Source organism: Streptomyces sp. C10-9-1 (genome assembly GCF_024497955.1).
Classification (GTDB): Bacteria; Actinomycetota; Actinomycetes; order Streptomycetales; family Streptomycetaceae; genus Streptomyces; species Streptomyces sanyensis.
Genome location: NZ_JANHKP010000012.1, coordinates 13,262 through 35,974, shown reverse-complemented (window position 1 = coordinate 35,974; position 22,713 = coordinate 13,262). Strand labels below are relative to the sequence as shown.

Sequence of the window (22,713 nt, the reverse complement as noted above, 5' to 3'; positions counted from 1 at the left end):
GTCAGTACCGTATGCCGATACGGGCATGACACCGAGGCCCTGCCCGTCGTACCGTCTTCTCGGGACGCACAGGGGCAGGAGGGGTCAGTGACGACGCGGAACGACCAGCGGGCAGGGTTGCTGTACGGGATCGGGGCCTACGGGATGTGGGGCCTGGTCCCCCTCTTCTGGCCGCTGCTCAAGCCCGCCGGGGCCACCGAGATCCTCGCCCACCGTATGGTCTGGTCGCTCGCCCTGGTGGCCGTCGCCCTGCTGGCCCTGCGGCAGTGGGGCTGGGTCCGGGAGCTGCTCCGCAGCCCGCGGAAGCTGGGGCTGATCACGCTCGCCGCCTCGGTGATCTCCGTCAACTGGGGGCTCTACATCTGGGCCGTCAACGCCGGTCGCGTGGTCGAGGCCTCGCTCGGGTACTTCATCAACCCCCTGGTGACCATCGCGCTCGGCGTGCTGCTGCTGAAGGAGCGCCTGCGGCCCGCTCAGTGGGCGGCCGTCGGCATCGGCGGCGCGGCGGTCCTGGTGCTCGCCGTCGGGTACGGCCGCCCGCCGTGGATCTCCCTCGTCCTCGCCGTGTCCTTCGCGATCTACGGCCTGGCGAAGAAGAAGGTCAACATCGGGGGGCTGGAGTCGCTGGCCGCCGAGACGGCGATCCAGTTCCTGCCGGCCCTGGCCTTCCTGCTCTGGCTCGGCTCCCGGGGCGACGCGGCCTTCGGGGCGCACGGTGCCGGCCACGCCGCGCTGCTGGCCGCCACGGGCATCGTGACGGCCGTGCCCCTGGTCTGCTTCGGCGCGGCGGCCATCCGGGTCCCGCTGTCGACCCTCGGGCTGCTGCAGTACCTGGCGCCGGTCTTCCAGTTCCTGCTGGGCATCCTCTACTTCAGGGAGGCGATGCCCGCCGAGCGGTGGGCCGGGTTCGCCCTGGTGTGGCTGGCGCTGTCGGTCCTGAGCTGGGACGCCCTGCGCACCGCCCGGCGGAACAAGGCGGAGGCCCGGCGGCTGGCCGCCCAGGCCGCCGCCGCGGGCGCCGAACCGGCCGCGGCGGCCCTGCCGGGCACCCCGGCCCCGGGCGGCATCGTGGCCTCCGGCGCCCCGGCGGCCGGGGTCCCGGCCGCCGCCGCGCAGCCGCACGGCGCCGAGCGGGAGCGGACGGAGCGCGCCACCGAGCCCACGGCCTGAGCCGCCCCGGGCGGCTCGCGCCCGGTGCGCGGGACATCCGCGCGCCGGGCGGCCGGAGCCCGTACAAGTAGGGCATGACACTGCACTGGAAACTCGTCGTCGACGCCCGTGACCCGCACGCCCAGGCGGACTTCTGGGCGGCCGCCCTCGGCTACCTGGTGGAGGACAACAGCGCCCTGATCGACCAGGTGCTGGCCGCCGGGGCGGCACCGGAGGAGGCCACGGTGGAGTCCCACGGCCGCCGCGCCTGGCGCGATCTGATCGCCGTCCGGCATCCGGACGACCCCTGCGACAGCCGCACCGGGACGGGGCTCGGGCGCCGGATCCTCTTCCAGCGCGTGCCCGAGGAGAAGACCGGGAAGAACCGGCTGCACATCGACCTGCACACCGCCCCCGGTGAGCGGGAGGCCGAGACCGCGCGGCTGGTCGTCCTGGGCGCCGCGGTCCTGGAGCACCGGAGCGAACCCGGCGGGGAGTGGACCGTGATGACCGACCCCGAGGGCAACGAGTTCTGCGTCCACTGAGGGACACCCCGGGGCACCCGCCTGCCGGCCGGGCGCCCCGCGGGCCCGTCGTCACGGGGTGGGCACGGGGATCCTTCGCCGCCGACCCCGCGGAGCAGGGCGAGGACGAGCACCAGAACGGGCAGGAGGCAGGGAAACCCCGCCCATGGGCCACGGGGCGGCACACGGACGGGGCGGGAGTGGCGCCCTCGCCGCGACGGGGGATCCGTGTCGGCTCGGGTGGCCAGGGACCGCACGCGGGCTACTCAGGAAGGGTCCGCGGTACCGGGGGCCGGGTCTGCCGTGGTCAGATCGGGAATCGCCATGTGCCGTCCGGGGACAGCAGGTGACCGCCCCCGGGCGAGAGTTCCCCGCGCATCGTGTGGAGAGAGAACCGGTTGTTCTCTTCCCACTTGCGGCGGACACGTTCGAGGTCATCCCACAGTCGGCGGGGTCCGCCCTGGTGGACGAGTGGCGTGGCCCCGTCCTCGGCACGCGCCCATGACCCGTCCGCAGCGAGCAACCACACCACCCGCCGCCCGTCGTCCGGGTACGTAGCCGCTCGGGTCTCGACTCCGGGCGTGTCCAGCTCGTACAACCACCGGAGCGGCCATTCCTGCCACAGGTCGGGAACCGGACCGTCCGGGGGCCGCACGTCCTCGCCCTCCCTCACACGGGCGGACACGAACACGCTGTTCAGCATGGCCGGGTAGTCCGCTTCCTGCCGGGTCTCCATGAACGTTGCCGGATCGGGCTGGACGGTGCCGCGTGCGATGCCGTCCGTTCCCATGTCCGCCGCGATCAGTAGGGCGGTGTGGGCAATCGTCGTGACCAGCCGTCCGCCGGGACGGAGCGCGCGCAGCCACGACGGAGGGACGGGCCGTACGGAGACGGTCGCCATGATGCGGTCGTACTCCGCATCGGGAAGTTCCCCGGTGGCGTCGACGGCTTCCACGCGCGGTGTGCGTCCGAACTCGGCGAGGCGGGTCCGGGCTGCCTCCACCAGGTACGGGTCCACGTCCACGCTCGTCACGTTCTCGTCCCCGAAGCGGCGGGCGAACAGAGCGGCGGAGTACCCGGAGCCCGTACCCACGTCCAACACCTTGTGCCCGGGCTTCACGTCGAGTCGATGCGCCATGGACACGATGAGCCCCGGCAGGGTGCTTGACGACGTGGGGGCGCCCTTCCCGTGTTCACCGGGGGTCGCGTGGTCGGCGTGCGTGGGACCGACGCGGGTCACCAGCGTCTCGTCCGTGTACGCGGCGTGCAGCCGCTCGGCAGAGTCCTCGGGGAGGTCCACCAACGCCCATTCCTGCGTCGGGCTGTCCGGGATGCGCTGCCACCAGCGGGGGACGAGCCGGTGACGGGGGGTGTTGCTCACGGCTTCGTGCCACGCGGGGGCGTCGGCGGTCACTGTGTCGGCAAGCGCTTTGGCGGCTTCGGTCCACGGGCGCGCTTCGGTCATGCGGGCTCTCCTTGCAGGGCATCGGCCATGGCTTCAACGAGCGGCACACCAGCCCTGACAGCGAGCCAGTGCCATTGACCGTTGGGGTTCACCTCGAAGAACACCCAACGTCCGTCCGGCGTGACGGCAAAGTCCAGCGCGCCGAAAAACAAGCCGAGTGCGTCCATGAGTTGGCGGACCCCCTTCTCTACCTCCGGGGGCATATCCACCACTTCGTATCGGTGGGACTGGTAGTCCGTCCGCCAGTCGAGCCGTGCGGCTTCGCTGTCGGTATGGATGGCAACGGGGAACATGCGCTCCCCGATCACGGTCAAGCGCACCTCGTACGCCTTGTCCACACGCTCTTGGAACAGGTGGGCGGTGCCGCTCACTCCGTCGTCCACCTCGTCCGCGGAGACGAGCGCCACGGGGAGGAACTGCCGCTTTCCCTCGGGGCCGAGCACGCCACCGCCGAGCCCCTTGTAGACGACCGCGTCGTCCCCCATGAACGTGCGGGCGTGCTCGGGGTCAGATGTGATCACGGAGCGGGGTACGTCCAGCCCGCAGCGAGCGGCAACCGCCAGTTGAACGGGCTTGTAGTTCGCGGCGGCATCCTTGTTCGGATGGTTGACCCACCGCACGGGCAGTGAGCCGAGCACGCCGAGCAGTCCGGAGCGTGCTTCCGAGACCGCGAGGGCTCGGGCGTGTCCGGACCAGTCGTCAGGGGTTCGGAACTCGTTGGGGCGTCGCCACCACACCGACTTGACGGATTCCAGGCGGACCGTACGGGAACCGGTGAGAGGCCCCGTCCAGCCATCCCCGGTGAGGGAGACGGCCAGACGGGATGCGGTCGGAAAGTCGGCAGTATCGAACCTGACGACGTGTTCCCCGCGATTCACCAGCTCCTCAACCACTGCATCGGCCGTGAGATCGTTCCGGCCGGTCAGGATGAGGATGGGTCGCATGTCAGTACAGGTCGGTTCCGGAGTCGGAGCCGGGGGCCGAGCCGTCGCCGTTGCTGGTCTCGGTCTGCGTCTCGGGCATCTCGGCCGTGATCGCGTGCCACGGGTTCCCCTCGGCGGAGACGTTGAGCTGAAGTCCCTCGCTGTAGGTGATGACCGGTTCTTCGCTGTTCGTAGGAGCCGGCGAGACCAGGTGCCGGACCCCGAACGGTACGGGCGTTGCCGCTGCGGTGCTCATGCTGCGTTCCTCCTGTGAAGTGAGTTCTTGCGGTGTGGGTGGTGCTCGTCGTGCTCCTGCAGAACCGGTCGGCTGCCAGACCGTCACGCGCGACAGCCGACCGGGGTTGAGCCCCGCCCTCTGCCGCAGAGCGAGTCGCGGCCCCGTGCTGTCCCGGTCCGGGGTCCGATGTGGCGAGGGCGGGAGTATCAGGGCGCTACGCCCACGGGTCCGCAGCGAGGACGTACAGGGGGTGCGACAGCCCGCCCATTCGGTGACGTAGCGGCTCGGGCGACGATGGGTCGGGCTCGTCGGCGGGGAGCCCGACCGGCCGGACGGACAGGGTGTACGTGCAGTCCGCATCCGGGACCGTGACGACCAGCGGGTGCCCGCCCTTGATGTGCTCGCGTGCCTCGTGTTGCCGGTCCGGGTCCGTAGCCCACACGCGGAGTCCCGCGGGGCAGTCCGGGACGGGCACGGTCGCCACGCGCATGGCCGGCTGCACCCATGCCGAACGGTCCGGGTCGGGGTCGAGCCGGTCCGCGATGCGCAGTGCCTCGCCGCGGAGCCATCGGAGTGCCAGCACGGGGGAAATGCTCTGCGTGGTCCCGAGGACGTGCTGCACGGTCTCGCCCGTGCCGTACACGGGCCCTTCCGCGCGTACCTCCGCCCGGTAGCCCGCCGGGTCGGGTCGGTCGTTCATGACGGACGCCCCCGCCACATGACCCACGGGCGTTCGATCAGTTCGGCATAGCCGGTGTGCCCGGGGTACTCCCGCATGTGGTCGAACACCCAGGACTGCGGCTCGGTCGGGTCCTCGCTCGCGGGTGACATCGCGGCGCACTCGGTGCCGTCCTCGGCGAGCGTGAGGCACCGGAACGCGTAGGTCGTCGGCGGGGCGTCGTCGTCCTGGTCCGGGCGTAACGTCCAGTCCACGAAAGCGAACCTGCGCCGGGTTGCAGCGGTCACAGCCGCTCCCCCCGGCTCCGCGCGTTCACGCGGGCGGTCTCCGCCCGCAGGCGCTCCATCGGGTCCGCGGGGCGCACGCGGCCGGGCTCGGCCTCCCACTCGGCCCCACCGCCGACGGGGCGCAGTGACCAGTGCGGGCCGACGACCCCGCGGAACTCCCCGAGCCGGTCGGCCCCGGTGTCCACGACCAGCGCGCCGACGGCAGGGGCCGCGCTCATCGCGCTCCCCCCGACGCGCGCTCGCACCCCTTCGGCGTCCCGTCGCGGCGGGGCTCGGGCAAGGGCACGGGGTACGCGTAGCGGGAGGGCCAGAGACCAGACGCGGCATCCAAGAGCGCGCGTCGGCGGGCACTGTCGGCGGGGGTTCGTCGGGTCATGCCACGACGCTAGAACCGCCGCAGCACTGCCGTCTGTGGCACTTCCGCTACTCACCGTGCAGAAGTGCCACTCCTACAGGCTCAGTTGCAGCGTGTCGGCCATGTGCCGCATCTCCGCCGTGAGCGTGCGTCGACCGTCGATGACGGTCTGCAGGGCGTCCCGGGCGGGTGTCTGGTTCGGGAACCACTCAGGGGAAGCGGCCTGCACTTCGCTCAGCTTGCCGAACGCCTCGGCGTAGCGGCCGAGCCGGGCGTAGGCGTTGGCGACATCGAGCCCGTGCCGACTCCGAACGCTGCCGGAAGGGCGCACGGAGTACAGGGGTACCCGTTCGGCGAGCCTCAGCGCGGTGTCCGGTCGGTCCTTCACCAAGGCGTCCTCAACCGTCAGCATCCGGACCGTTGTCGGGCCGAAGGTGCGAACGGTCTCGTGAGCCACCTGCACCTCCCGCCCGATGGCCGTCGCGGCACTCCGGGCCAGCCGCTTCATGTCGGCGGCGACCTCCGGCTGGTTGTTGCGTACCGCGGCGCCCGACGCTCGCAGGAGCAGAAGACCCCAGGCACCGAGTTCGGACGCGGTCGCACGACTGACGCGCGGCTCCAGATCGTCCGCCCACCGCGTCGCCAGCGCCAGAGCCTCGTCCAGGCGACCCTGACGGATGAGAAGCCACGCGAGTGTGTTGGCGCTTGCGGAGGCTTCCAGGCGGTCCTGTGCGTGCTCCAGGGACCGGCGGACCGCCAGTTCCGCGATGCCGAACTGCCGCGTGTGCGTCATCGCTCCCGCCGCGAGTTGGAGCACCCGAACGCGGACCCCCCGCCCGTCCTCGGTCAGGGTGTCGGCGTCGTGGACCAGTGCAGGCAGCAAGGCCGCGAGTTCGGCGAAGTGGTGATCGCGGTAGAACGCCTCTGCTGCCGCAAGCACCCTTGCGACTCCGGCGGGGGTGGCCGGATCACCGGCTTGCGGGGCAGGTGGCCGCACCAGTTCGGCACGGACCGGCTCCCACAGCTCCCGTGTGCCCGCTCGGGCTCCTTCCTCCCGAGGCTCGGCAACCAGGGCCATGGTCGGCAACCGCAACGCCTTGGCGAGCGTGTGCAGCGTTTCCATGCGCGCTCCGGACCGCTCCCCTTGTTCGAGCTTGCGGATGGTCGAGAGCGAAACCCCGGAGTGATCGGCCAACTCTCGCTGTGTGAGCCCGCTGCGCTTACGGGCGTCCTTGACTTTCTTCCCCGCATACGTCATGGCGCCAGAGTACGACCGCCGGAAGCATCGCGTAACGGAGAGCGACAAGGTCCTCGGCTTCGCCGAGCGCGCCTTCCACGTCCGCCGAAGAACCTCCGGAACAGCCACCCGTGGCCGCCCCCGGCACCGGTGGGCTCGCCGCCGCAGGTCGGGCGGGATGTCCGCTATCCGAACGCCGCTGACCGGATTGCGCCCTTGACGGTGCGTCCGCGTCTCACCCACCATTCAGGGCGCACAGCGCAGTCGAGCACACCCCGTTCCTGCACCACGTCCACCCGGCGCAGCACCTCGCGCACCAACCGAGCGGCCGGGCGGTGCCCCGAGCCAGGGCGCCGCAGCGGACACCCGCACCTTGCACGGCACGACGCCCGCGTACCCCGTACGACGCACCTCGCACCGCCCACGCGGGTCACGTACGACGCACACGCACCACGCGCACCATGTTCACGCTCCAGCGCCCCGGACCCCGCCGGCCCGGGGCGTCCTGCACGTTTTCCGTCCCATCCCCATACGGAATCCGGAGCCCCCACATGAAACTCTCCGTTCCCGGGCGCACCCTCGCCACGGCAACGCTCGCCCTCGCCGGGCTGCTCGCCGCTGGCGCACCGGCGCAGGCCGCGCAGAGCGCGCCCTCCGCGGCGGCCGCACCCGACATCCCCGTGGCCAACGTCAAGGCCCACCTCGACCAGTTCCAGTCCATAGCCTCCGCCAACGGCGGCAACCGCGCCCACGGCAGATCCGGCTACCGGGCGTCCCTCGACTACGTGAAGGCGAAGCTGGACGCCGCCGGGTACACCACCACGATCCAGCAGTTCAGCTACGGCGGCAGCACCGGCTACAACCTGATCGCCGACTGGCCGGGCGGCGACACCACCCAGACGCTGATGACCGGCGCCCACCTCGACTCGGTCAGCTCCGGAGCCGGCATCAACGACAACGGCTCGGGCTCCGCGGCCGTCCTGGAGGCGGCACTCGCCGTGTCCCGCGCCGAGCTCCGGCCCGACAAGCACCTGCGCTTCGGCTGGTGGGGCGCCGAGGAGCTCGGCCTCGTCGGCTCCCGGTACTACGTCAGCAGCCTCTCCTCCACCGAGCGTTCGAGGATCGCGGGCTATCTGAACCTCGACATGGTCGGCTCGCCGAACGCCGGGTACTTCGTCTACGACGACGACACGCTGCTGGAGCAGACCTTCAAGGACTACTTCGCCGGGATAGGGGTGCCGACGGAGATCGAGACCGAGGGCGACGGCCGCTCCGACCACGCCTCGTTCAAGAACGTCGGCATACCGGTGGGCGGCCTGTTCACCGGCGCCGGGCGCACCAAGACCAGCGCCCAGGCGCAGAAGTGGGGCGGCACCGCCGGGCAGTCCTTCGACCGGTGCTACCACTCGTCCTGCGACACCACGGCGAACATCAACGACACCGCGCTGGACCGCAACAGCGACGCCCTGGCCCACGCGCTGTGGACCCTGTCCTCGGGGACGACCGTCCCGCCGGACGGCGACGTCTACGAGAACACCGCGGACGTGTCCATCCCGGACTACGGCTCGGCCGTGACCTCGACCGTGAACGTCTCCGGACGCAGCGGCAACGCCCCCTCGGCTCTCAAGGTCGGTGTGGACATCAAGCACACCTACCGCGGTGACCTGGTGATCGACCTCGTCGCGCCCGACGGCAGCACGTACCGGCTGAAGAACTCCAGCGGCAGCGACTCCGCCGACAACGTGATCGCCACGTACACGGTGAACGCCTCCTCCGAGGCGGCCAACGGCGCGTGGAAGCTGCGGGTCCAGGACGTGGCCCGGTGGGACACGGGCTACATCGACTCCTGGAAGCTCACCTTCTGACGGACCGGCGGCGGCCGACGCGCCGCCGCGGGTCCCGCCCGGGCCCTGCCTGCCTCCGGGATCCCCGCTCCGGCGCACGACGCCCGCGCCCCGCCGTACCCGGATCGGTACGGCGGGGCGCGGGCGTGCCTCCGGGGCTCCGGGGGCCGGTGCCCGGGACCGGCGGCGCACCGGCCCCGGTTCCGGTCCCGCCCCGGGGAGTGCCTAGCGCGCCTGGTCGGCCGCGCGGACCAGGGCGTCCTTGGTGACGGCGCCGACGTAGACCGTCCCGTCGTCCGTGAGCAGCGCGTTGACCAGGCGGGTCGAGAAGACCGTGCCGGTGCCGAACTTGCCGCTGACCTTGTCCCCGAGGGAGTCCAGGAAGGCCCCGGCCCCGCCCGGGAGCCCGTCCGCCGCGGAGGGCGTCTTCTCGTGCCCGGCACCGCCCGAGGGGCCTTCGAGCACGGCCACGGCGGTCCAGCCCTCGCCGATGACGTCCACGGCGCCGACGTCCTCCGCGCCCTCGCCGGGCAGCAGCTCGCCGACCGGGGACCCGGCCTCCTCCGCCGCCTCCCGTGCCGCCGCCTCGTCGGCCTCGGTGACCCTGGCGCCCTTCGGCGGGGTGAAGGAGAAGGTGGACGCGGCGGGCTTGGCGAAGTCGACCCGGGTGAAGCCCACGTCCACGACGGCCTTGCCCCCCTCGCTGGAGGTGAGGGTGGCCTTCAGCGGGGTCCCGGTGCGCGCGTCGACCGCGATGGTGACCGCCCCGACCGTCGACCCCTTCTGCTCGGGCCGCACGACCAGCCGGTAGGCGTCCCGCCCGGCGATCCTCGCGGTGCCGTCCACCTCGTAGGAGGTGGTGTCGCCGGACAGCTCCAGCAGGCGGTCCGTCAGCTCCTTCGGGGTCAGGGGCGCCGCGAGCGGGGCCCCGTCCCGCTCGGCTCCGGGGCCGCTAGCCTCGGGGTCCTTCGCGTGGAAGACCTCGTTGGAGGCGCTGTCGTAGGCCCACAGCTCGTCCCCGTCGTGGATGAGGCTGTACTCGTCGGAGCCGTCGACGACGGTGAGCCGCTGGCGGTCCGGGCCGTCGGCGGCGACCCGCAGCGTGTGGGTGCCGGTGGCCAGCTCGGTCAGCCGGGACTGCGGGTCGGCGGAGGAGTCCGCGCCCCCGGCGACCGCGCCCGCCAGCCCGTCCAGGGCGGGCAGCCCGAGGTCGGTGCTGATCTTGACGGTGCCGGAGAGCTGCTGGGTGTCCGAGGCGGCGATCTTCTCGATGAGCTGCCGCGCCGTGATCTCCGGCAGCTCGGGGTCGCCGGAGGCGGCCAGTGCGGGGACGAGCCCGATGGTGCCCGCCGCCACCGCGGCCACCGCCATGGGGACCGCGTAGCGGGCGGCCTTGCGGCGTCCCGCGGCGGGCTCCTGCTCCCGGTCGGCGGAGTGTGCGCTGTCGTTCGGTGCCATGGTGTCCCCTACCTCCGTGGTCGGTTCAGCGGTGATGGTGTCCATCCGACCAAACCGACGGCCCCTCAGGCATCAGCCCGCGGGCTGGAACCGCGTACCCCTCAGGGATGACACCCGGGGCTCCGCCGCGCCCGGGGCCGTAGGGGTCACCCCGAGGCGGGACGGGGAGTGGAGCGGCCCCAGCGGGTGTGCCGGGGCGCGTGCCGGGGGCGGGGTCACCCCGCGCGGTGCACCACCGCGTCGCAGAGCTCTTCCAGCGCCGCCTTCGGGTAGCCGTCCGGCAGCGGGGCGAGCAGGGCGCGTGCCTCCTGGGCGTAGCGCACGGTGTCCCTGCGGGCCTGCTCCAGTGCCGGGTGGGCGCGCAGCAGCCGCAGCGCCTCCGCGTGGCGGGCGTCGTCGGCGAGGTCGGAGTCGAGCAGGGCGACGAGCTCCAGGTCCTCGGGGCGGCCGTGGGCCTCGGCGGCGGCGCGCAGCAGGAGGACCGGCAGCGTGGGGATGCCCTCGCGCAGGTCGGTGCCGGGCGTCTTGCCGGACTCGTGGGAGTCGGAGGCGATGTCGAGGACGTCGTCGGCGAGCTGGAAGGCGACTCCCAGCCGCTCCCCGTACTGGGTGAGGACGTCCACGACGCGCTCGTCGGCCCCGGCCATCAGCGCCCCGAAGCGGCAGGAGACGGCGATCAGCGAGCCGGTCTTGCCCGCGAGGACGTCGAGGTAGTGCTCGACCGGGTCGCGGCCGTCCCGGGGGCCGGCCGTCTCCAGGATCTGGCCGGTGACCAGGCGCTCGAAGGCCTCCGCCTGGATCCGTACGGCCTCGGGGCCGAGGTCCGCCAGGACGTGGGAGGCGCGGGCGAAGAGGAAGTCCCCGGTGAGCACGGCGACCGAGTTGTCCCAGCGGTTGTTGGCGCTGGGCACGCCGCGGCGCACGTCCGCCTCGTCCATGACGTCGTCGTGGTACAGCGTGGCGAGGTGGGTGAGCTCCACGACGACGGCGGACGGCACCACGCCCGGGGCGTGCGGGTCGCCGAACTGCGCGGCCAGCATCACCAGCAGCGGCCGGAAGCGCTTCCCGCCCGCGTGGACGAGGTGCTGGGCGGCCTCCGTGATGAACGGAACCTCGCTCTTGGTGGCATCGAGCAGGCCCGCCTCCACAGCCGACAGTCCGGTCTGGACATCGGCTTCAAGAGCCTGGTCCCGCACGCTCAGCCCGAACGGCCCGACGACGGTCACGAGGGGGTCTCCTGTCTGCTGACGATCACACGAATCGTCGAGGTGTCACTGGGTTCACTCAAGTCAGCGTATCCGGTCGCCTTTCGATCACCGTGAGCGCCTTCCCGCGGCCGCCGGTATGTTCGTGATCAGGGGCGACACGCCCTCGCGGCGCCCGCCTCCCCCCGGGGCCGGACCCGGTCCCGCCGATCGTCCCTGAGGGACCCGCGCCCGCCCGCGGGCCCGCCGGGGCCGTGCAGCCGGAGCCGCCATGCGCATCCGCACCGACTTCCCCCACGAGGTGCTGGTCGAGGACGCCCGCGTCCCGCTGCCGGACGGCATCGCCCTCCACGCGCGGATCTGGCGGCCGGTGGCCGCAGGGCCGGTGCCCGCGGTGCTGGAGTACGCGCCGGACCGGCTGACGGACGCCTCCGCGGTGCGCGACGGCGAGCGCCACCCCTGGTACGCCGGGCACGGCTACGCCTGCGTCCGCGTCGACGCGCGCGGCCACGGCTCCGGCGGCGGGGTCCCCGGGGGCGGGGCGGGCGAGGTGGCGGACGGAAGGGCGGTGGTGGGATGGCTGGCCGCCCGGCCCTGGTGCACCGGACGGGTGGGCATGATCGGTCTCGGCTCCGCCGCCGCCACCGCCCTGCGGATCGCCGCACCGGCCCCGGCTCCCCTGCGGGCGGTGGTCGCGGTCTGCCCGTCCGGCGCTCCCGGCGCCCCGGGTGCTCCCGGTGCTCCCGGTGAGGAGGCGCTGGGGGGCGCGGGCGCCGCCCAGGGCCTCCTCGCCGACGTCTCCGAAGCGCTCGCGCACGCCGCCCGGCCGCCGGACCCCCGGCACTGCGAGGGGGACTGGCGCGCGCTGTGGGAGACCCGACTGGAGGCGCTCCGTCCGCGGTGGCGGGCCGCGCCCGGCGCCGGGCGCGCGGACACGGACGGCACGGACACGGGCGGCTCCCCCGTGACGGCCGCGGTGCTGGCCGTCGGCTCGCTGCACGGCCCCGGCAGCGCCACGGTGCTGCGCCTGGTCGAGGGGCTTCCCCCGGACCGGGTCCGGGGGCTGCTGGGAGCCTGGCAGCACCAGTACCCGGACCGGGCCGAGGACCCGGCGGAGGCGGTGGGCTTCCTCCAGGAGACGCTGCGCTGGTGGGACCACTGGCTGCGCGGCCGCGACACGGGGGTCCCGGCCGGTCCGCTGCTCCGCTGGCGGCTCGGGGGCTCCGGGCCGGAGGGCGCCGGGTGGGCGGCGTCGGAGCGGTGGCCGTCCCCGCGGGTGGCCGAGGTGCGCCGGGCACTCGGCGGGGTGCCGGTGGCGGTGGCCTCCCCGCTCCACACCGGGGTGGACGCCGGGCGCCACCGCCCGGTGGGGCATGCCGGGGACCTGCCGCCGGACCAGCGGGAGGAGGACGCACGCTCGGTCTGCTTCGAGTTCCCGGTGGGGGCGGAACCGGTGGTGGTGCTGGGGCGGCCGCGGGCGGTCCTGCGGCTGACCAGCAGCGCGCCGGGTGCCCCGGTGGTCGCCCGGCTGTGCGACGTCGCCCCCGACGGGACCTCGGTGCTGGTCGCCCGGGGTGCGCTGCGGCTGCCCGCGGCGGGGCCGGGCGGGGACGGCGAGGCGGGCGGGGACGGCGGGGCGAACGGACCGCACGAGGCGGGCGGGGACGGCGGGACGGCCGGACCCGGCGGGGTGACCGTCGGCCTGACCCCGGCGGCCCACCGCTTCGCGCCCGGCCACCGCGTCCGCCTCGCCGTCTCCGGCGCGTACTGGCCGTGGCTGTGGCCCGCGCCCGGCCCGGTGGACCTGGTGCTCGACCCGGCCGGCTCCGCCCTGGTGCTCCCGGTGCACGAGGCCCCGCAGGCGGACGGCGGGGACGCCACGCTCCCGGGCGCCCCCACGGCGGAGCCGGAGCACGCGGCGCCGCCGCTGGTCTCCGTACCGGGGACGCTCGATCCTCCGCCCTCCCGGCTGCTGGTCACCCGTGACGTGCCCGCCGGGACCTGGACCGTGGAGGCGGTGCCCCACCGCGGCCGGCCCCATGTGCACCCGGACGGGCTGGAGTACACCGAGGAGGCCCGCGAGAGCTACACCGTCGAGGACTCCGACCCGCTCTCCGCCCGCGCCCGCTCGGTCCGCACGATCCGGCTGCACCGCCCCGAGGCGGCCTGGGACGTACGGGTGGAGGTCCGCTCGGAGCTGCGGTGCGACGGCGCGGACCACCTCGCCGCCTCCGCCGAGCTGGTGTGCCTGGACGGTCGCGAGGCGGTCTTCCACCGGACCTGGGAGGACCGCCTGCCCCGGGGCCCGTACCCGCTCCCCCGGCCGCCGGGCTGAACCGGCCGCGTCCGCCGCCCCGGTGGACGTCCGGAGCCCGCACCCCGGGACCACGGACCGCCCCGCCGATTCCGATAATCGGACACAACTCTCCGGAGAATGGTCACCCCGGACGCTCCCGCCCGCCCGTGCCGTGGACGTAACGTGTGGTCCACACCCGTGGAAAGCGAGGCAGGCACCGATGTCCGAGCAGAGCCCGCTCGAACTGGCCGACGGCGACCCCTTCGGCCCGCACAACCTCCCGTACGGCGTCTTCACCACTGCCGACGAGCCCGAACGCCGCAGGCTCGGCGTGCGGATCGGCAACCATGTGCTCGACGCCGGGGCGGCGGCCCGGGCGCTCGGCTCCCCGTACGCCGGACTGCTCGACCAGCCCCACCTGGGCCCGCTGCTGGCCGCCGGGCGCAGCACCTGGCGGGACGTCCGCCGGGCGCTGACCGCCTGGGTCACCGTGCCCGCGCACCGGTCGGCGGTCGAACCGCTGCTGCACCGGCTCGGTGACGTCACCATGCACCTGCCCTACGAGGTGGCCGACTACGTCGACTTCTACGCGAGCGAGCACCACGCCACCAACGTCGGCCGCATCTTCCGCCCCGACGGCGAGCCGCTGACGCCCAACTGGAAGCACCTGCCCATCGGTTACCACGGACGCGCGGGGACCCTGGTCGTCTCCGGGACCGACGTGGTGCGCCCCTCCGGGCAGCGCAAGGCCCCCTCCGACCCGGCCCCGGTGTTCGGGCCGTCGGTGAAGCTGGACATCGAGGCGGAGGTCGGCTTCCTCGTCGGCACCCCCTCGGAACTCGGCTCCCCGGTCCCCCTGGAGCGCTTCGAGGACCACGTCTTCGGCCTGTTCCTGCTGAACGACTGGTCGGCGCGCGACCTCCAGGCCTGGGAGTACGTGCCGCTCGGCCCCTTCCTGGGCAAGTCCTTCGCCACCTCGGTCTCCCCCTGGGTCACGCCGCTGGAGGCCCTGGAGGACGCCCGCACCGCGCCGCCCGCCCGGGACGTGCCCCTGCTGCCGTACCTGGACGACTCCGCGGAGGAGCGGCCCGGCGGCTTCGACCTGCGCATGGCCGTGGCGATCAACGGCACGGTGGTGGCCGAGCCGCCGTTCGCGTCCATGTACTGGACCGCCGCGCAGCAGCTCGCCCACATGACGGTCAACGGCGCCTCCCTGCGCACCGGGGACGTGTACGCCTCCGGCACCGTCAGCGGCCCCGAGAAGGACCAGCGCGGCTCGCTGCTGGAACTGACCTGGAACGGCCGGGACACCCTGGAACTGGCCGAGGGGAAGCGGACCTTCCTGGAGGACGGCGACGTGGTGACGATGACCGCCTGGGCCCCGGGCCCGGACGGCGTCCGGGTCGGCCTCGGCGAGGTCACCGGGCGGATCGTCCCCTCCGCCTCCTAGGCGCCTGCCTGTCCGCCCGCGGGGCCACGGCCCCGCGGGCGGCTCCCCCGCACCAACGACGTGGCCCCGGCACCCCCGGCTCAGGGGTACCGGGGCCACAGGCGCCTCCGGGGGGCTGCACCTGCCACGCCGCGGAGGCACCCTGGGCGGCACGGCGCCGGCGCGTGCCGTGCCGCCCGGGAGGCGGCCGCACCCGGAGGGCGCGGCCGCGCGGACCGTCCGGTCCCGGGGAGGCGCCGAGGGCGCGCCCGGGACCGGGTCCTCAGCCGGGGCGGACCCCGGGGGCGGTCAGGCGACCCGCCACAGCGCGGGCACCGCCGGCGGCTCCCAGCCCGGCTGGGCCAGGTGCCCCTGGAGGCACACGTAGGCCGCGCCGCCGTAGGTCACCCGGTCGCCCGCCGCGTAGGTGGTGCCGGCCGCCCAGGTACCGCCGGGCGGCTGGGTGGTGGGGCTTCCGGTCGGCGTGGGGCCCGGCCCCTGGGGGACGTCGAGCACGAAGTCGAACGCCGCCTCCCTGCTGCCGCCCGCGTCCCGGACGGTCATCAGCAGGCGCGGGTCGTAGAGGGAGTCGGTGTTGTTGCGCGGCTCGCCGGGGAAGTAGAGCTGGGTCGTCAGCACCGGGCGCCCGGGGGCCTGCGCCTTCACGTGGATGTGCCGGGTCCGCCCCGGGTAGAGGCCCGGGACGATGGTGGTGAGGCGGAACATGCCCTGGGCGTCGGTGTACTGGTGGCCGCGGAAGCGGAAGCCGGTGTTGTCGTAGGCGCCGTTGACGTCCGCCTGCCAGAAGTCCAGCAGCACCCCGCTGATCGGCCGGCACCCGAGACCGAAGACGTAGCCCGACACCGTCAGGCGGGTCCCCGGGGTGCCGGGCTCCAGCAGCGAGGTGCGGCGCGGGGAGTTGGGCTTGAAGTAGGGGCCCTCCATCTGCGGCGGCGTCGGGTCGTCGCCGTCGTCGCAGGCGGGGGTCGCCTCGGGCGCGGTGCCGTCGGCGGCCGCGGTGCGGGCGAGCGCGGGCACGCCCATGAAGGCCAGCGGTGCCGCGACCGCGGCGGCCGCCGCCGCGCGCAGCACGGTCTTGCGGCTCGGGTGGCGCGAGGACGCGTCCCGCGCTCCGGTGATCTCCTCACCGGGCGCGGTCCCGCCCGGAGTGGTCTCGCCGTCCATGGCTGCTCCTTGTGGGGGCTTGGGGGGATCGCAACGAACCTAGGCCCGGGCCGCGGGGCGATCGATGGACGGAACACGGGGGTCGTGGTGAATACCGCCGTGGTGAAGACCGCCGCCCCGCCGGAAGTCCCCGGGGCTGAGCCCCGTCTCCCGCCGGAAGAAGCGGCAGAAGTAGGCGGGATCGGCGAAGCCGACCCGCCCGGCGACCTGCCGGACCGTCAGGTCGGTGCGTACGAGCAGGCGTTTGGCCTCGTGGGTGCGGGCGGCGCGCACCAGCTGACCGGGGGTGCGCCCGGTGGCCGCCTTGACCGCCTCGGTGAGGTAGCCCGGGGTGACGCCGATGCGCCGGGCGCAGTCGCCCACGGACCAGCCCCCCGGCTCGGGCTCGGGGCCCCCGATCAGGCGGGCGAACTCCTCGGCCACCGCGGCGGCGCGGCCCGGGGGCGCCGCCGCGGCCCGCACCGGGCGCCGGGGCATCCGGGCCGCGCGCACCACCAGGACGTGGAGCAGGGCCCGCAGGACGGAGTCGAAGCCCTCGGCGGCCCGGAGGTACTCGCCGGAGAGCTCCTGGAGGAGCCGGGCGGTCGCCTCGTGCGCGGCGGGGCCGAGCCCGAGCCAGGGGCCCCGGGAGAGGCGCAGCAGCAGGTCCCGGTCGCCGGGGTGGTCGAGCAGGAAGTCCTCGGTGAAGAGCACCACCGAGCCGTCCAGGCCCCGGGCGTCCTCCCAGTGGTGCACCTGGCCGGGGGCGATGACGCACAGGTGGGGCGGCTCCAGCTCCCAGCGGGCCAGGTCGACGACGTGCGCGCCGCGGCCCGCGGTGACGTGGACGATCTCCCAGAAGGTGTGGCGGTGGGGGAAGTCCGCCCGGGACATCGGGCCGATGGTGTCGAAGGTGCCGATCGCGAAGGGCATGGCGTTCGGCATCGCGACCTCCAGCCGGTGCATGGGCAGCACACCCTCCCGGGGCGCGTCGCAGGGGGTTCCCGGTAACACGGTGGTGCCGCGCATCGCCTCTCCTCGTCCTCTCGCAGGAACCGGACATCAGGTCCAGACCAATCGGTGCCGCGCCACCCTGCCATGCGGAGACGCCCGGCGGAACGGCGCGCACCCGTCGCGTCAACGCACCGGCTCTCCGTACACACGTCCGTGGGGCTACGGACGCCCCGTTCCCCGCCGGCCTGGACCTCACGGCGATCACCGCCAAGCGGGGCGGGGCCCGCCCTGAGGCCCGCGGGCGCACGGCAAAGGGTCCGGCCCCCTCCCGGGGACCGGACCCTCGGCCGTCGGAGCGGCGCGGCGCTCAGCGCACGAACACGCCCGCCTGACCGGCCAGGTCGAGGAAGTACTGCGGCGCCACGCCCAGCACCAGCGTCACCGCGACGCCGACCCCGATCGTGGTCATCGTCAGCGGCGAGGGCACCGCCACCGTCGGCCCCTCGGGCTTGGGCTCGCTGAAGAACATCAGCACGATGACCCGGATGTAGAAGAACGCGGCGATCGCCGAGGAGATCACACCGACCACGACCAGCGCGCCCGCACCGCCCTCCGCCGCCGCCTTGAACACGGCGAACTTGCCCGTGAAGCCGGAGGTCAGCGGAATGCCCGCGAAGGCCAGCAGGAAGACCGCGAAGACCGCCGCCACCAGCGGCGAACGCCGCCCGAGCCCGGCCCACTTGGACAGGTGGGTGGCCTCGCCGCCCGCGTCGCGCACCAGGGTGACGACGGCGAAGGCGCCGATGGTCACGAAGGAGTAGGCGAGCAGGTAGAACAGCACCGAGGAGATGCCCTCGGGCCGCATCGCGATCACACCGGCGAGGATGAAGCCCGCGTGGGCGATGGAGGAGTAGGCCAGCAGCCGCTTCACGTCGGTCTGGGTGATGGCGACGATCGCACCGCCGAGCATGGTGACGACGGCCACGCCCCACATGACCGGCCGCCAGTCCCAGGCCAGACCCGGCAGGACCACGTACAGCAGCCGCAGCAGGGCGCCGAAGGCGGCGATCTTGGTGGCCGCGGCCATGAAGCCGGTGACCGGGGTCGGCGCACCCTGGTAGACGTCGGGCGTCCACATGTGGAAGGGCACGGCGCCGACCTTGAACAGCAGGCCCATCAGCAGCAGCGCACCGCCGACGAGCAGCAGCGCGTCGTTGCCCATGGTGTCGGCGAGCGCCGGGTCGATGGTGCGGACGCTGCCGTCGACGACCTCGGCGATCCGCGCGTAGGACACCGAGCCGGCGTACCCGTAGAGCAGCGCGATGCCGAAGAGCATGAACGCCGAGGAGAAGGCGCCGAGCAGGAAGTACTTGACCGCGGCCTCCTGCGACAGCAGCCGCTTGCGGCGGGCCAGCGCGCACAGCAGGTACAGCGGCAGGGAGAAGACCTCCAGCGCGATGAAGAGGGTCAGCAGGTCGTTGGCCGCGGGGAAGACCAGCATCCCGGCGACGGCGAACAGGCTGATGGGGAAGACCTCGGTGGTGGTGAACCCCGCCTTCACGGCGGCCTTCTCCTGGTCGCTGCCGGGGACCGCGGCGGCCATCGCGGCGAAGGAGTCGACCCGGCCGCCGTCCCCCGCCGGGTCCAGCCGGCGCTCGGCGAAGGTGAAGACCGCGACCACCGAGGCCAGCAGGATGGTGCCCTGGAGGAACAGGGCGGGGCCGTCGACGGCGATGGCGCCCATGGCGGCGATCTGCGCCTTGGTGGTGGCGTACCCGCCCGCGGCGAGGCCGACGACCGCGGCGAAGGCGGCCGCGAGGGCGACCACCGTCAGGAAGAGCTGGGTGTGGTAGCGGGCCCGGCGGGGGACGAAGGCCTCCACCAGGATGCCCACCAGGGCGGCGCCGACCACGATCAGCACCGGCGCCAGCTGGGCGTACTCGATGTGGGGTGCGGGGATCGAGCCGATCGGCTCGACCTCCGCAGCCGTCGTCCACAGGCTGTGGACAGCTGTAGCGCTCACTTGGCCGCCTCCACCTCGGGCCGGGGGTCCTGCTTCTGTACGTCGGACATCGTGTGCTCCACGGCCGGGTTGACGATCTCGGTGACCGGCTTCGGGAACACGCCCAGGAAGAGCAGCAGCGCGATCAGCGGTGCCACCACGGCCAGTTCACGCGCCTTCAGGTCCGGCATGGCCCGCAGCTCCTCCTTGACCGGGCCCGTCATGGTGCGCTGGTAGAGCACCAGGGTGTAGAGGGCGGCCAGCACGATGCCGGTGGTGGCCACGATCCCGGCGACGGGGTAGACGGAGAAGGTGCCCACCAGGACCAGGAACTCGCTGACGAACGGGGCCAGGCCGGGCAGCGACAGGGTGGCCAGGCCCCCGATGAGGAAGGTCCCGGCCAGCACCGGCGCCACCTTCTGCACGCCGCCGTAGTCGGCGATCAGACGCGAGCCGCGCCGCGAGATCAGGAACCCGGCGACCAGCATCAGCGCGGCGGTCGACAGGCCGTGGTTGACCATGTAGAGCGTGGCGCCGGACTGGCCCTGGCTGGTCATCACGAAGATGCCCAGGACGATGAAGCCGAAGTGCGAGACCGAGGCGTAGGCCACCAGGCGCTTGATGTCCCGCTGGCCGACGGCCAGCAGCGCGCCGTAGACGATGCTCACCAGGGCCAGCACCACGATCACCGGGGTGGCCCACTGGGAGGCCTCCGGGAAGAGCTGGAGGCAGAAGCGCAGCATCGCGAAGGTGCCGACCTTGTCGACCACCGCGGTGATCAGCACAGCCACCGGCGCGGTGGCCTCGCCCATCGCGTTCGGCAGCCAGGTGTGCAGCGGCCACAGCGGGGCCTTCACCGCGAAGGCGAAGAAGAAGCCGAGGAACAGCAGCCGCTCGGTGGTGGTCGCCATCTCCAGTTCGCCGCTCGCCCGCGCCGCGGCGATCTCCGAGAGCGAGAAGCTCCCCGCGACCACGTAGAGCCCGATGACCGCGGCCAGCATGATCAGGCCGCCGACGAGGTTGTAGAGCAGGAACTTCACCGCGGCGTAGGAGCGCTGGGCCGCCGCGTGCTCCTCGGTGCCCGCGTGGGCGCGGTCGCCGAAGCCGCCGATGAGGAAGTACATCGGGATGAGCATGGCTTCGAACAGGATGTAGAAGAGGAAGACGTCGGTGGCCTCGAAGGAGAGGATCACCATCGCCTCGACCATCAGGATCAGGGCGAAGAAGCCCTGGGTGGGCCGCCAGCGCCTGGAGCCGGCCTCCAGCGGGTCGGCGTCGTTCCAGCCGGCCGCGATCACGAAGGGGATCAGCAGCGCGGTGAGCGCCACCATCACCACGCCGATGCCGTCGACGCCGAGTTCGTAGCGGACGCCGAAGTCGGCGATCCAGGCGTGCGACTCGGTGAGCTGGTAGCGGTCGCCGCCGGGCTCGAAGCGGGCGAGCACCACGCCCGCGAGGACCAGCGTCCCCAGGGAGAACAGCAGCGCCGTCCACTTGGCCGCCGTCCTGCGGGCGGCCGGCACGGCCGCGGTGGCGATCGCGCCGACCGCGGGCAGTACCGCCGTGGCGGTCAGGATCGGGAATGACATGTCAGACCGCCCTCATCAGCAGGGTCGCGGCGACCAGGATCGCCGCACCGCCGAACATCGAGACCGCGTAGCTGCGGGCGTAGCCGTTCTGCAGCCTGCGCAGCCTGCCGGACAGGCCGCCGAAGCCGGCGGCCGTGCCGTTGACCACGCCGTCGACCAGGGTGTGGTCGACGTAGACCAGGGACCGGGTCAGGTGCTCGCCGCCGCGGACCAGGACCACGTGGTTGACGTCGTCCTGGTACAGGTCCCGGCGGGCGGCCCGGGTGAGGAGCGAGCCGCGCGGCGCCTCCACGGGCACCGGTCGCCGCCCGTACATCGCCCAGGCGACCGCGGCGCCGGCCAGCAGGACCACCACGGTGGCGGTGGTGATGGCCGGGACGCTGATGACCGGGTGCGGGTGCTCGAACTCGGTCACGGGTGCGAGCCAGTTGACGAAGCGGTCGCCGACGGCGAAGAAGCCGCCCGCGAAGACCGAGCCGAAGGCCAGCACGATCATCGGGATGGTCATGGACTTCGGGGACTCGTGCGGGTGCGGCGGGTTGCCCTCCGCGTCCGGCTGCCAGCGCTTCTCGCCGAAGAAGGTCATGATCATCACGCGGGTCATGTAGAACGCGGTGATCCCGGCGCCCAGCAGGGCGACACCGCCGAAGATCCAGCCGCGGACGCCGTCGTCGTAGGCGAAGGCCGCCTCGATGATCTTGTCCTTGGACCAGAAGCCGGACAGGCCCGGGAAGCCGATGATGGCCAGGTAGCCCAGGCCGAAGGTGACGAAGGTGACCGGCATGTACCTGCGCAGGCCGCCGTAGCGGCGCATGTCGACCTCGTCGTTCATGCCGTGCATCACCGAACCGGCGCCCAGGAAGAGCCCGGCCTTGAAGAAGCCGTGGGTGACCAGGTGCATGATGGCGAAGGCGTAGCCGATCGGGCCGAGGCCCGCGGCCAGCACCATGTAGCCGATCTGGGACATCGTCGAACCGGCCAGCGCCTTCTTGATGTCGTCCTTGGCGCAACCGACGATCGCACCGAAGAGCAGCGTGACGGCGCCGACGATCACGACCGCGAGCTGCGCGTCCGGCGCGGCGTTGAAGATCGCCCCGGAACGGACGATCAGGTACACGCCCGCCGTCACCATCGTGGCCGCGTGGATCAGGGCGGAGACCGGGGTCGGGCCCTCCATCGCGTCGCCCAGCCAGGACTGCAACGGCACCTGGGCCGACTTGCCGCACGCGGCGAGCAGCAGCATCAGGCCGATCGCGGTCAGCGTCCCCTCGGAGGCGCCGTCCACCGAGGACAGCACCGGGCCGAAGGCGAAGGTGCCGAAGGTGGTGAACATCAGCATGATCGCGATCGACAGGCCGACGTCGCCGACGCGGTTGACCAGGAAGGCCTTCTTGGCGGCCGTGGCCGCGCTCGGCTTGTGCTGCCAGAAACCGATCAGCAGGTAGGACGCCAGGCCGACGCCCTCCCAGCCGACGTACAGCAGCAGGTAGTTGTCGGCGAGCACCAGCAGCAGCATCGCCGCGAGGAACAGGTTCAGGTAGCCGAAGAAGCGGCGGCGCCGCTCGTCGTGCTCCATGTACCCGATGGAGTAGAGGTGGATCAGGGTGCCCACGCCGGTGATCAGCAGGACGAAGGTCATCGACAGCTGGTCCAGGCGGAAGGCCACGTCCGCCTGGAAGCCCTCGACCGGGATCCAGCTGTAGAGCGTGCTGGTCAGGGTGCGCTCCTCGGCGCCCTTGCCCAGCATGTCGGCGAAGAGCACCGCGCCGACCACGAAGGAGGCGGCGGCGAGCACGGTGCCGAGCAGGTGCCCGGTCCCGTCCAGGCGCCGGCCGCCCAGCAGGAGCACCACGGCTCCGAGCAGGGGCGCCGCGACGAGCAGCGCGATCAGGTTCTCCACGATTCGTCCGTCCCC

19 protein-coding genes are annotated in these 22,713 nt (G+C 73.3%); 5 read left to right on the top strand and 14 right to left on the bottom strand.

The features are described 5' to 3' along the window. Positions 1–144: 144 nt before the first annotated feature. Both rarD and NPS70_RS18320 read left to right on the top strand, forming a co-directional pair. Positions 145–1,170 (top strand): EamA family transporter RarD, encoded by a 1,026-nt coding sequence (gene rarD / locus NPS70_RS18325; RefSeq protein ID WP_374212027.1) that lies wholly within the window; start codon positions 145–147, stop codon positions 1,168–1,170. A gap of 74 nt (positions 1,171–1,244) precedes the next feature. Continuing rightward, positions 1,245–1,694 carry a VOC family protein gene (locus tag NPS70_RS18320; RefSeq protein ID WP_256525387.1) on the top strand — a complete coding sequence of 150 codons (450 nt, stop codon included), beginning with the start codon at positions 1,245–1,247 and terminating at the stop codon, positions 1,692–1,694. Between the two features lie 286 nt (positions 1,695–1,980). Here NPS70_RS18320 and NPS70_RS18315 read toward each other — a convergent pair whose 3' ends face one another. The 7 genes from NPS70_RS18315 to NPS70_RS18285 form a co-directional block, all read right to left on the bottom strand. Continuing rightward, positions 1,981–3,138: a methyltransferase domain-containing protein gene (locus NPS70_RS18315; RefSeq protein WP_256525386.1), complete on the bottom strand. Its 1,158-nt coding sequence runs from the start codon at positions 3,136–3,138 to the stop codon at positions 1,981–1,983. Beyond that, positions 3,135–4,082 (bottom strand): ATP-grasp ribosomal peptide maturase, encoded by a 948-nt coding sequence (gene tgmB, locus NPS70_RS18310; protein WP_256525385.1) that lies wholly within the window; start codon positions 4,080–4,082, stop codon positions 3,135–3,137. The genes NPS70_RS18315 and tgmB overlap by 4 nt, the downstream gene beginning before the upstream one ends. Position 4,083: 1 nt before the next feature. After that, on the bottom strand, positions 4,084–4,317 hold the full coding sequence (tgmA, locus tag NPS70_RS18305) for a putative ATP-grasp-modified RiPP (RefSeq protein ID WP_256525384.1): 234 nt from the start codon (positions 4,315–4,317) through the stop codon (positions 4,084–4,086). Positions 4,318–4,513: 196 nt separating this feature from the next. Then, positions 4,514–4,999, bottom strand: a complete 486-nt coding sequence (locus NPS70_RS18300) for a hypothetical protein (protein ID WP_256525383.1) — start codon at positions 4,997–4,999, stop codon at positions 4,514–4,516. Continuing rightward, complete coding sequence (locus tag NPS70_RS18295) at positions 4,996–5,265, bottom strand: hypothetical protein (RefSeq protein ID WP_256525382.1); 270 nt, start codon at positions 5,263–5,265, stop codon at positions 4,996–4,998. The genes NPS70_RS18300 and NPS70_RS18295 overlap by 4 nt, the downstream gene beginning before the upstream one ends. Next, a complete protein-coding gene (locus NPS70_RS18290; RefSeq protein ID WP_256525381.1) occupies positions 5,262–5,483 on the bottom strand; it encodes a hypothetical protein in 222 nt (73 codons plus the stop codon). Before NPS70_RS18290 ends, NPS70_RS18295 begins: the two co-directional genes overlap by 4 nt. 231 nt (positions 5,484–5,714) lie before the next feature. Then, positions 5,715–6,878, bottom strand: coding sequence for a helix-turn-helix domain-containing protein (locus NPS70_RS18285; RefSeq protein ID WP_256525380.1), 1,164 nt, complete (start codon positions 6,876–6,878; stop codon positions 5,715–5,717). Positions 6,879–7,408: 530 nt separating this feature from the next. On the opposite strand from NPS70_RS18285, the gene NPS70_RS18280 reads away from it, so the two are divergent. Next, positions 7,409–8,722 carry a M28 family metallopeptidase gene (locus NPS70_RS18280; RefSeq protein ID WP_256525379.1) on the top strand — a complete coding sequence of 438 codons (1,314 nt, stop codon included), beginning with the start codon at positions 7,409–7,411 and terminating at the stop codon, positions 8,720–8,722. Positions 8,723–8,926: 204 nt separating this feature from the next. On the opposite strand, the gene NPS70_RS18275 is transcribed toward NPS70_RS18280, so the two are convergent. Then, positions 8,927–10,159 (bottom strand): DUF2092 domain-containing protein, encoded by a 1,233-nt coding sequence (locus tag NPS70_RS18275; RefSeq protein WP_256525378.1) that lies wholly within the window; start codon positions 10,157–10,159, stop codon positions 8,927–8,929. A 215-nt stretch (positions 10,160–10,374) separates the two neighbouring features. Then, positions 10,375–11,385 carry a polyprenyl synthetase family protein gene (locus NPS70_RS18270; protein ID WP_256525377.1) on the bottom strand — a complete coding sequence of 337 codons (1,011 nt, stop codon included), beginning with the start codon at positions 11,383–11,385 and terminating at the stop codon, positions 10,375–10,377. Between the two features lie 250 nt (positions 11,386–11,635). On the opposite strand from NPS70_RS18270, the gene NPS70_RS18265 reads away from it, so the two are divergent. After that, positions 11,636–13,699: a CocE/NonD family hydrolase gene (locus tag NPS70_RS18265; protein ID WP_256525376.1), complete on the top strand. Its 2,064-nt coding sequence runs from the start codon at positions 11,636–11,638 to the stop codon at positions 13,697–13,699. A gap of 181 nt (positions 13,700–13,880) precedes the next feature. Further along, entirely contained in the window at positions 13,881–15,110 is a 1,230-nt protein-coding gene (gene fahA / locus NPS70_RS18260; protein ID WP_256525375.1) for a fumarylacetoacetase, read from the top strand. A gap of 288 nt (positions 15,111–15,398) precedes the next feature. Here fahA and NPS70_RS18255 read toward each other — a convergent pair whose 3' ends face one another. The 5 genes from NPS70_RS18255 to nuoL all read right to left on the bottom strand — a co-directional run bounded on the left by NPS70_RS18255 (position 15,399) and on the right by nuoL (position 22,698). Then, positions 15,399–16,274, bottom strand: a complete 876-nt coding sequence (locus tag NPS70_RS18255; RefSeq protein WP_256525374.1) for a carbohydrate-binding protein — start codon at positions 16,272–16,274, stop codon at positions 15,399–15,401. A 39-nt stretch (positions 16,275–16,313) separates the two neighbouring features. Further along, the gene (locus NPS70_RS18250) at positions 16,314–17,282 is read right to left on the bottom strand and encodes an AraC family transcriptional regulator (RefSeq protein WP_256525373.1); all 969 of its coding nucleotides are present in this window, start codon (positions 17,280–17,282) and stop codon (positions 16,314–16,316) included. Positions 17,283–17,574: 292 nt separating this feature from the next. Continuing rightward, positions 17,575–19,230 carry an NADH-quinone oxidoreductase subunit NuoN gene (gene nuoN, locus NPS70_RS18245; RefSeq protein ID WP_256525372.1) on the bottom strand — a complete coding sequence of 552 codons (1,656 nt, stop codon included), beginning with the start codon at positions 19,228–19,230 and terminating at the stop codon, positions 17,575–17,577. Continuing rightward, entirely contained in the window at positions 19,227–20,798 is a 1,572-nt protein-coding gene (locus tag NPS70_RS18240; protein WP_256525371.1) for an NADH-quinone oxidoreductase subunit M, read from the bottom strand. Before NPS70_RS18240 ends, nuoN begins: the two co-directional genes overlap by 4 nt. A 1-nt stretch (position 20,799) precedes the next feature. Next, complete coding sequence (gene nuoL / locus NPS70_RS18235) at positions 20,800–22,698, bottom strand: NADH-quinone oxidoreductase subunit L (protein ID WP_256525370.1); 1,899 nt, start codon at positions 22,696–22,698, stop codon at positions 20,800–20,802. Positions 22,699–22,713 lie beyond the last annotated feature (15 nt).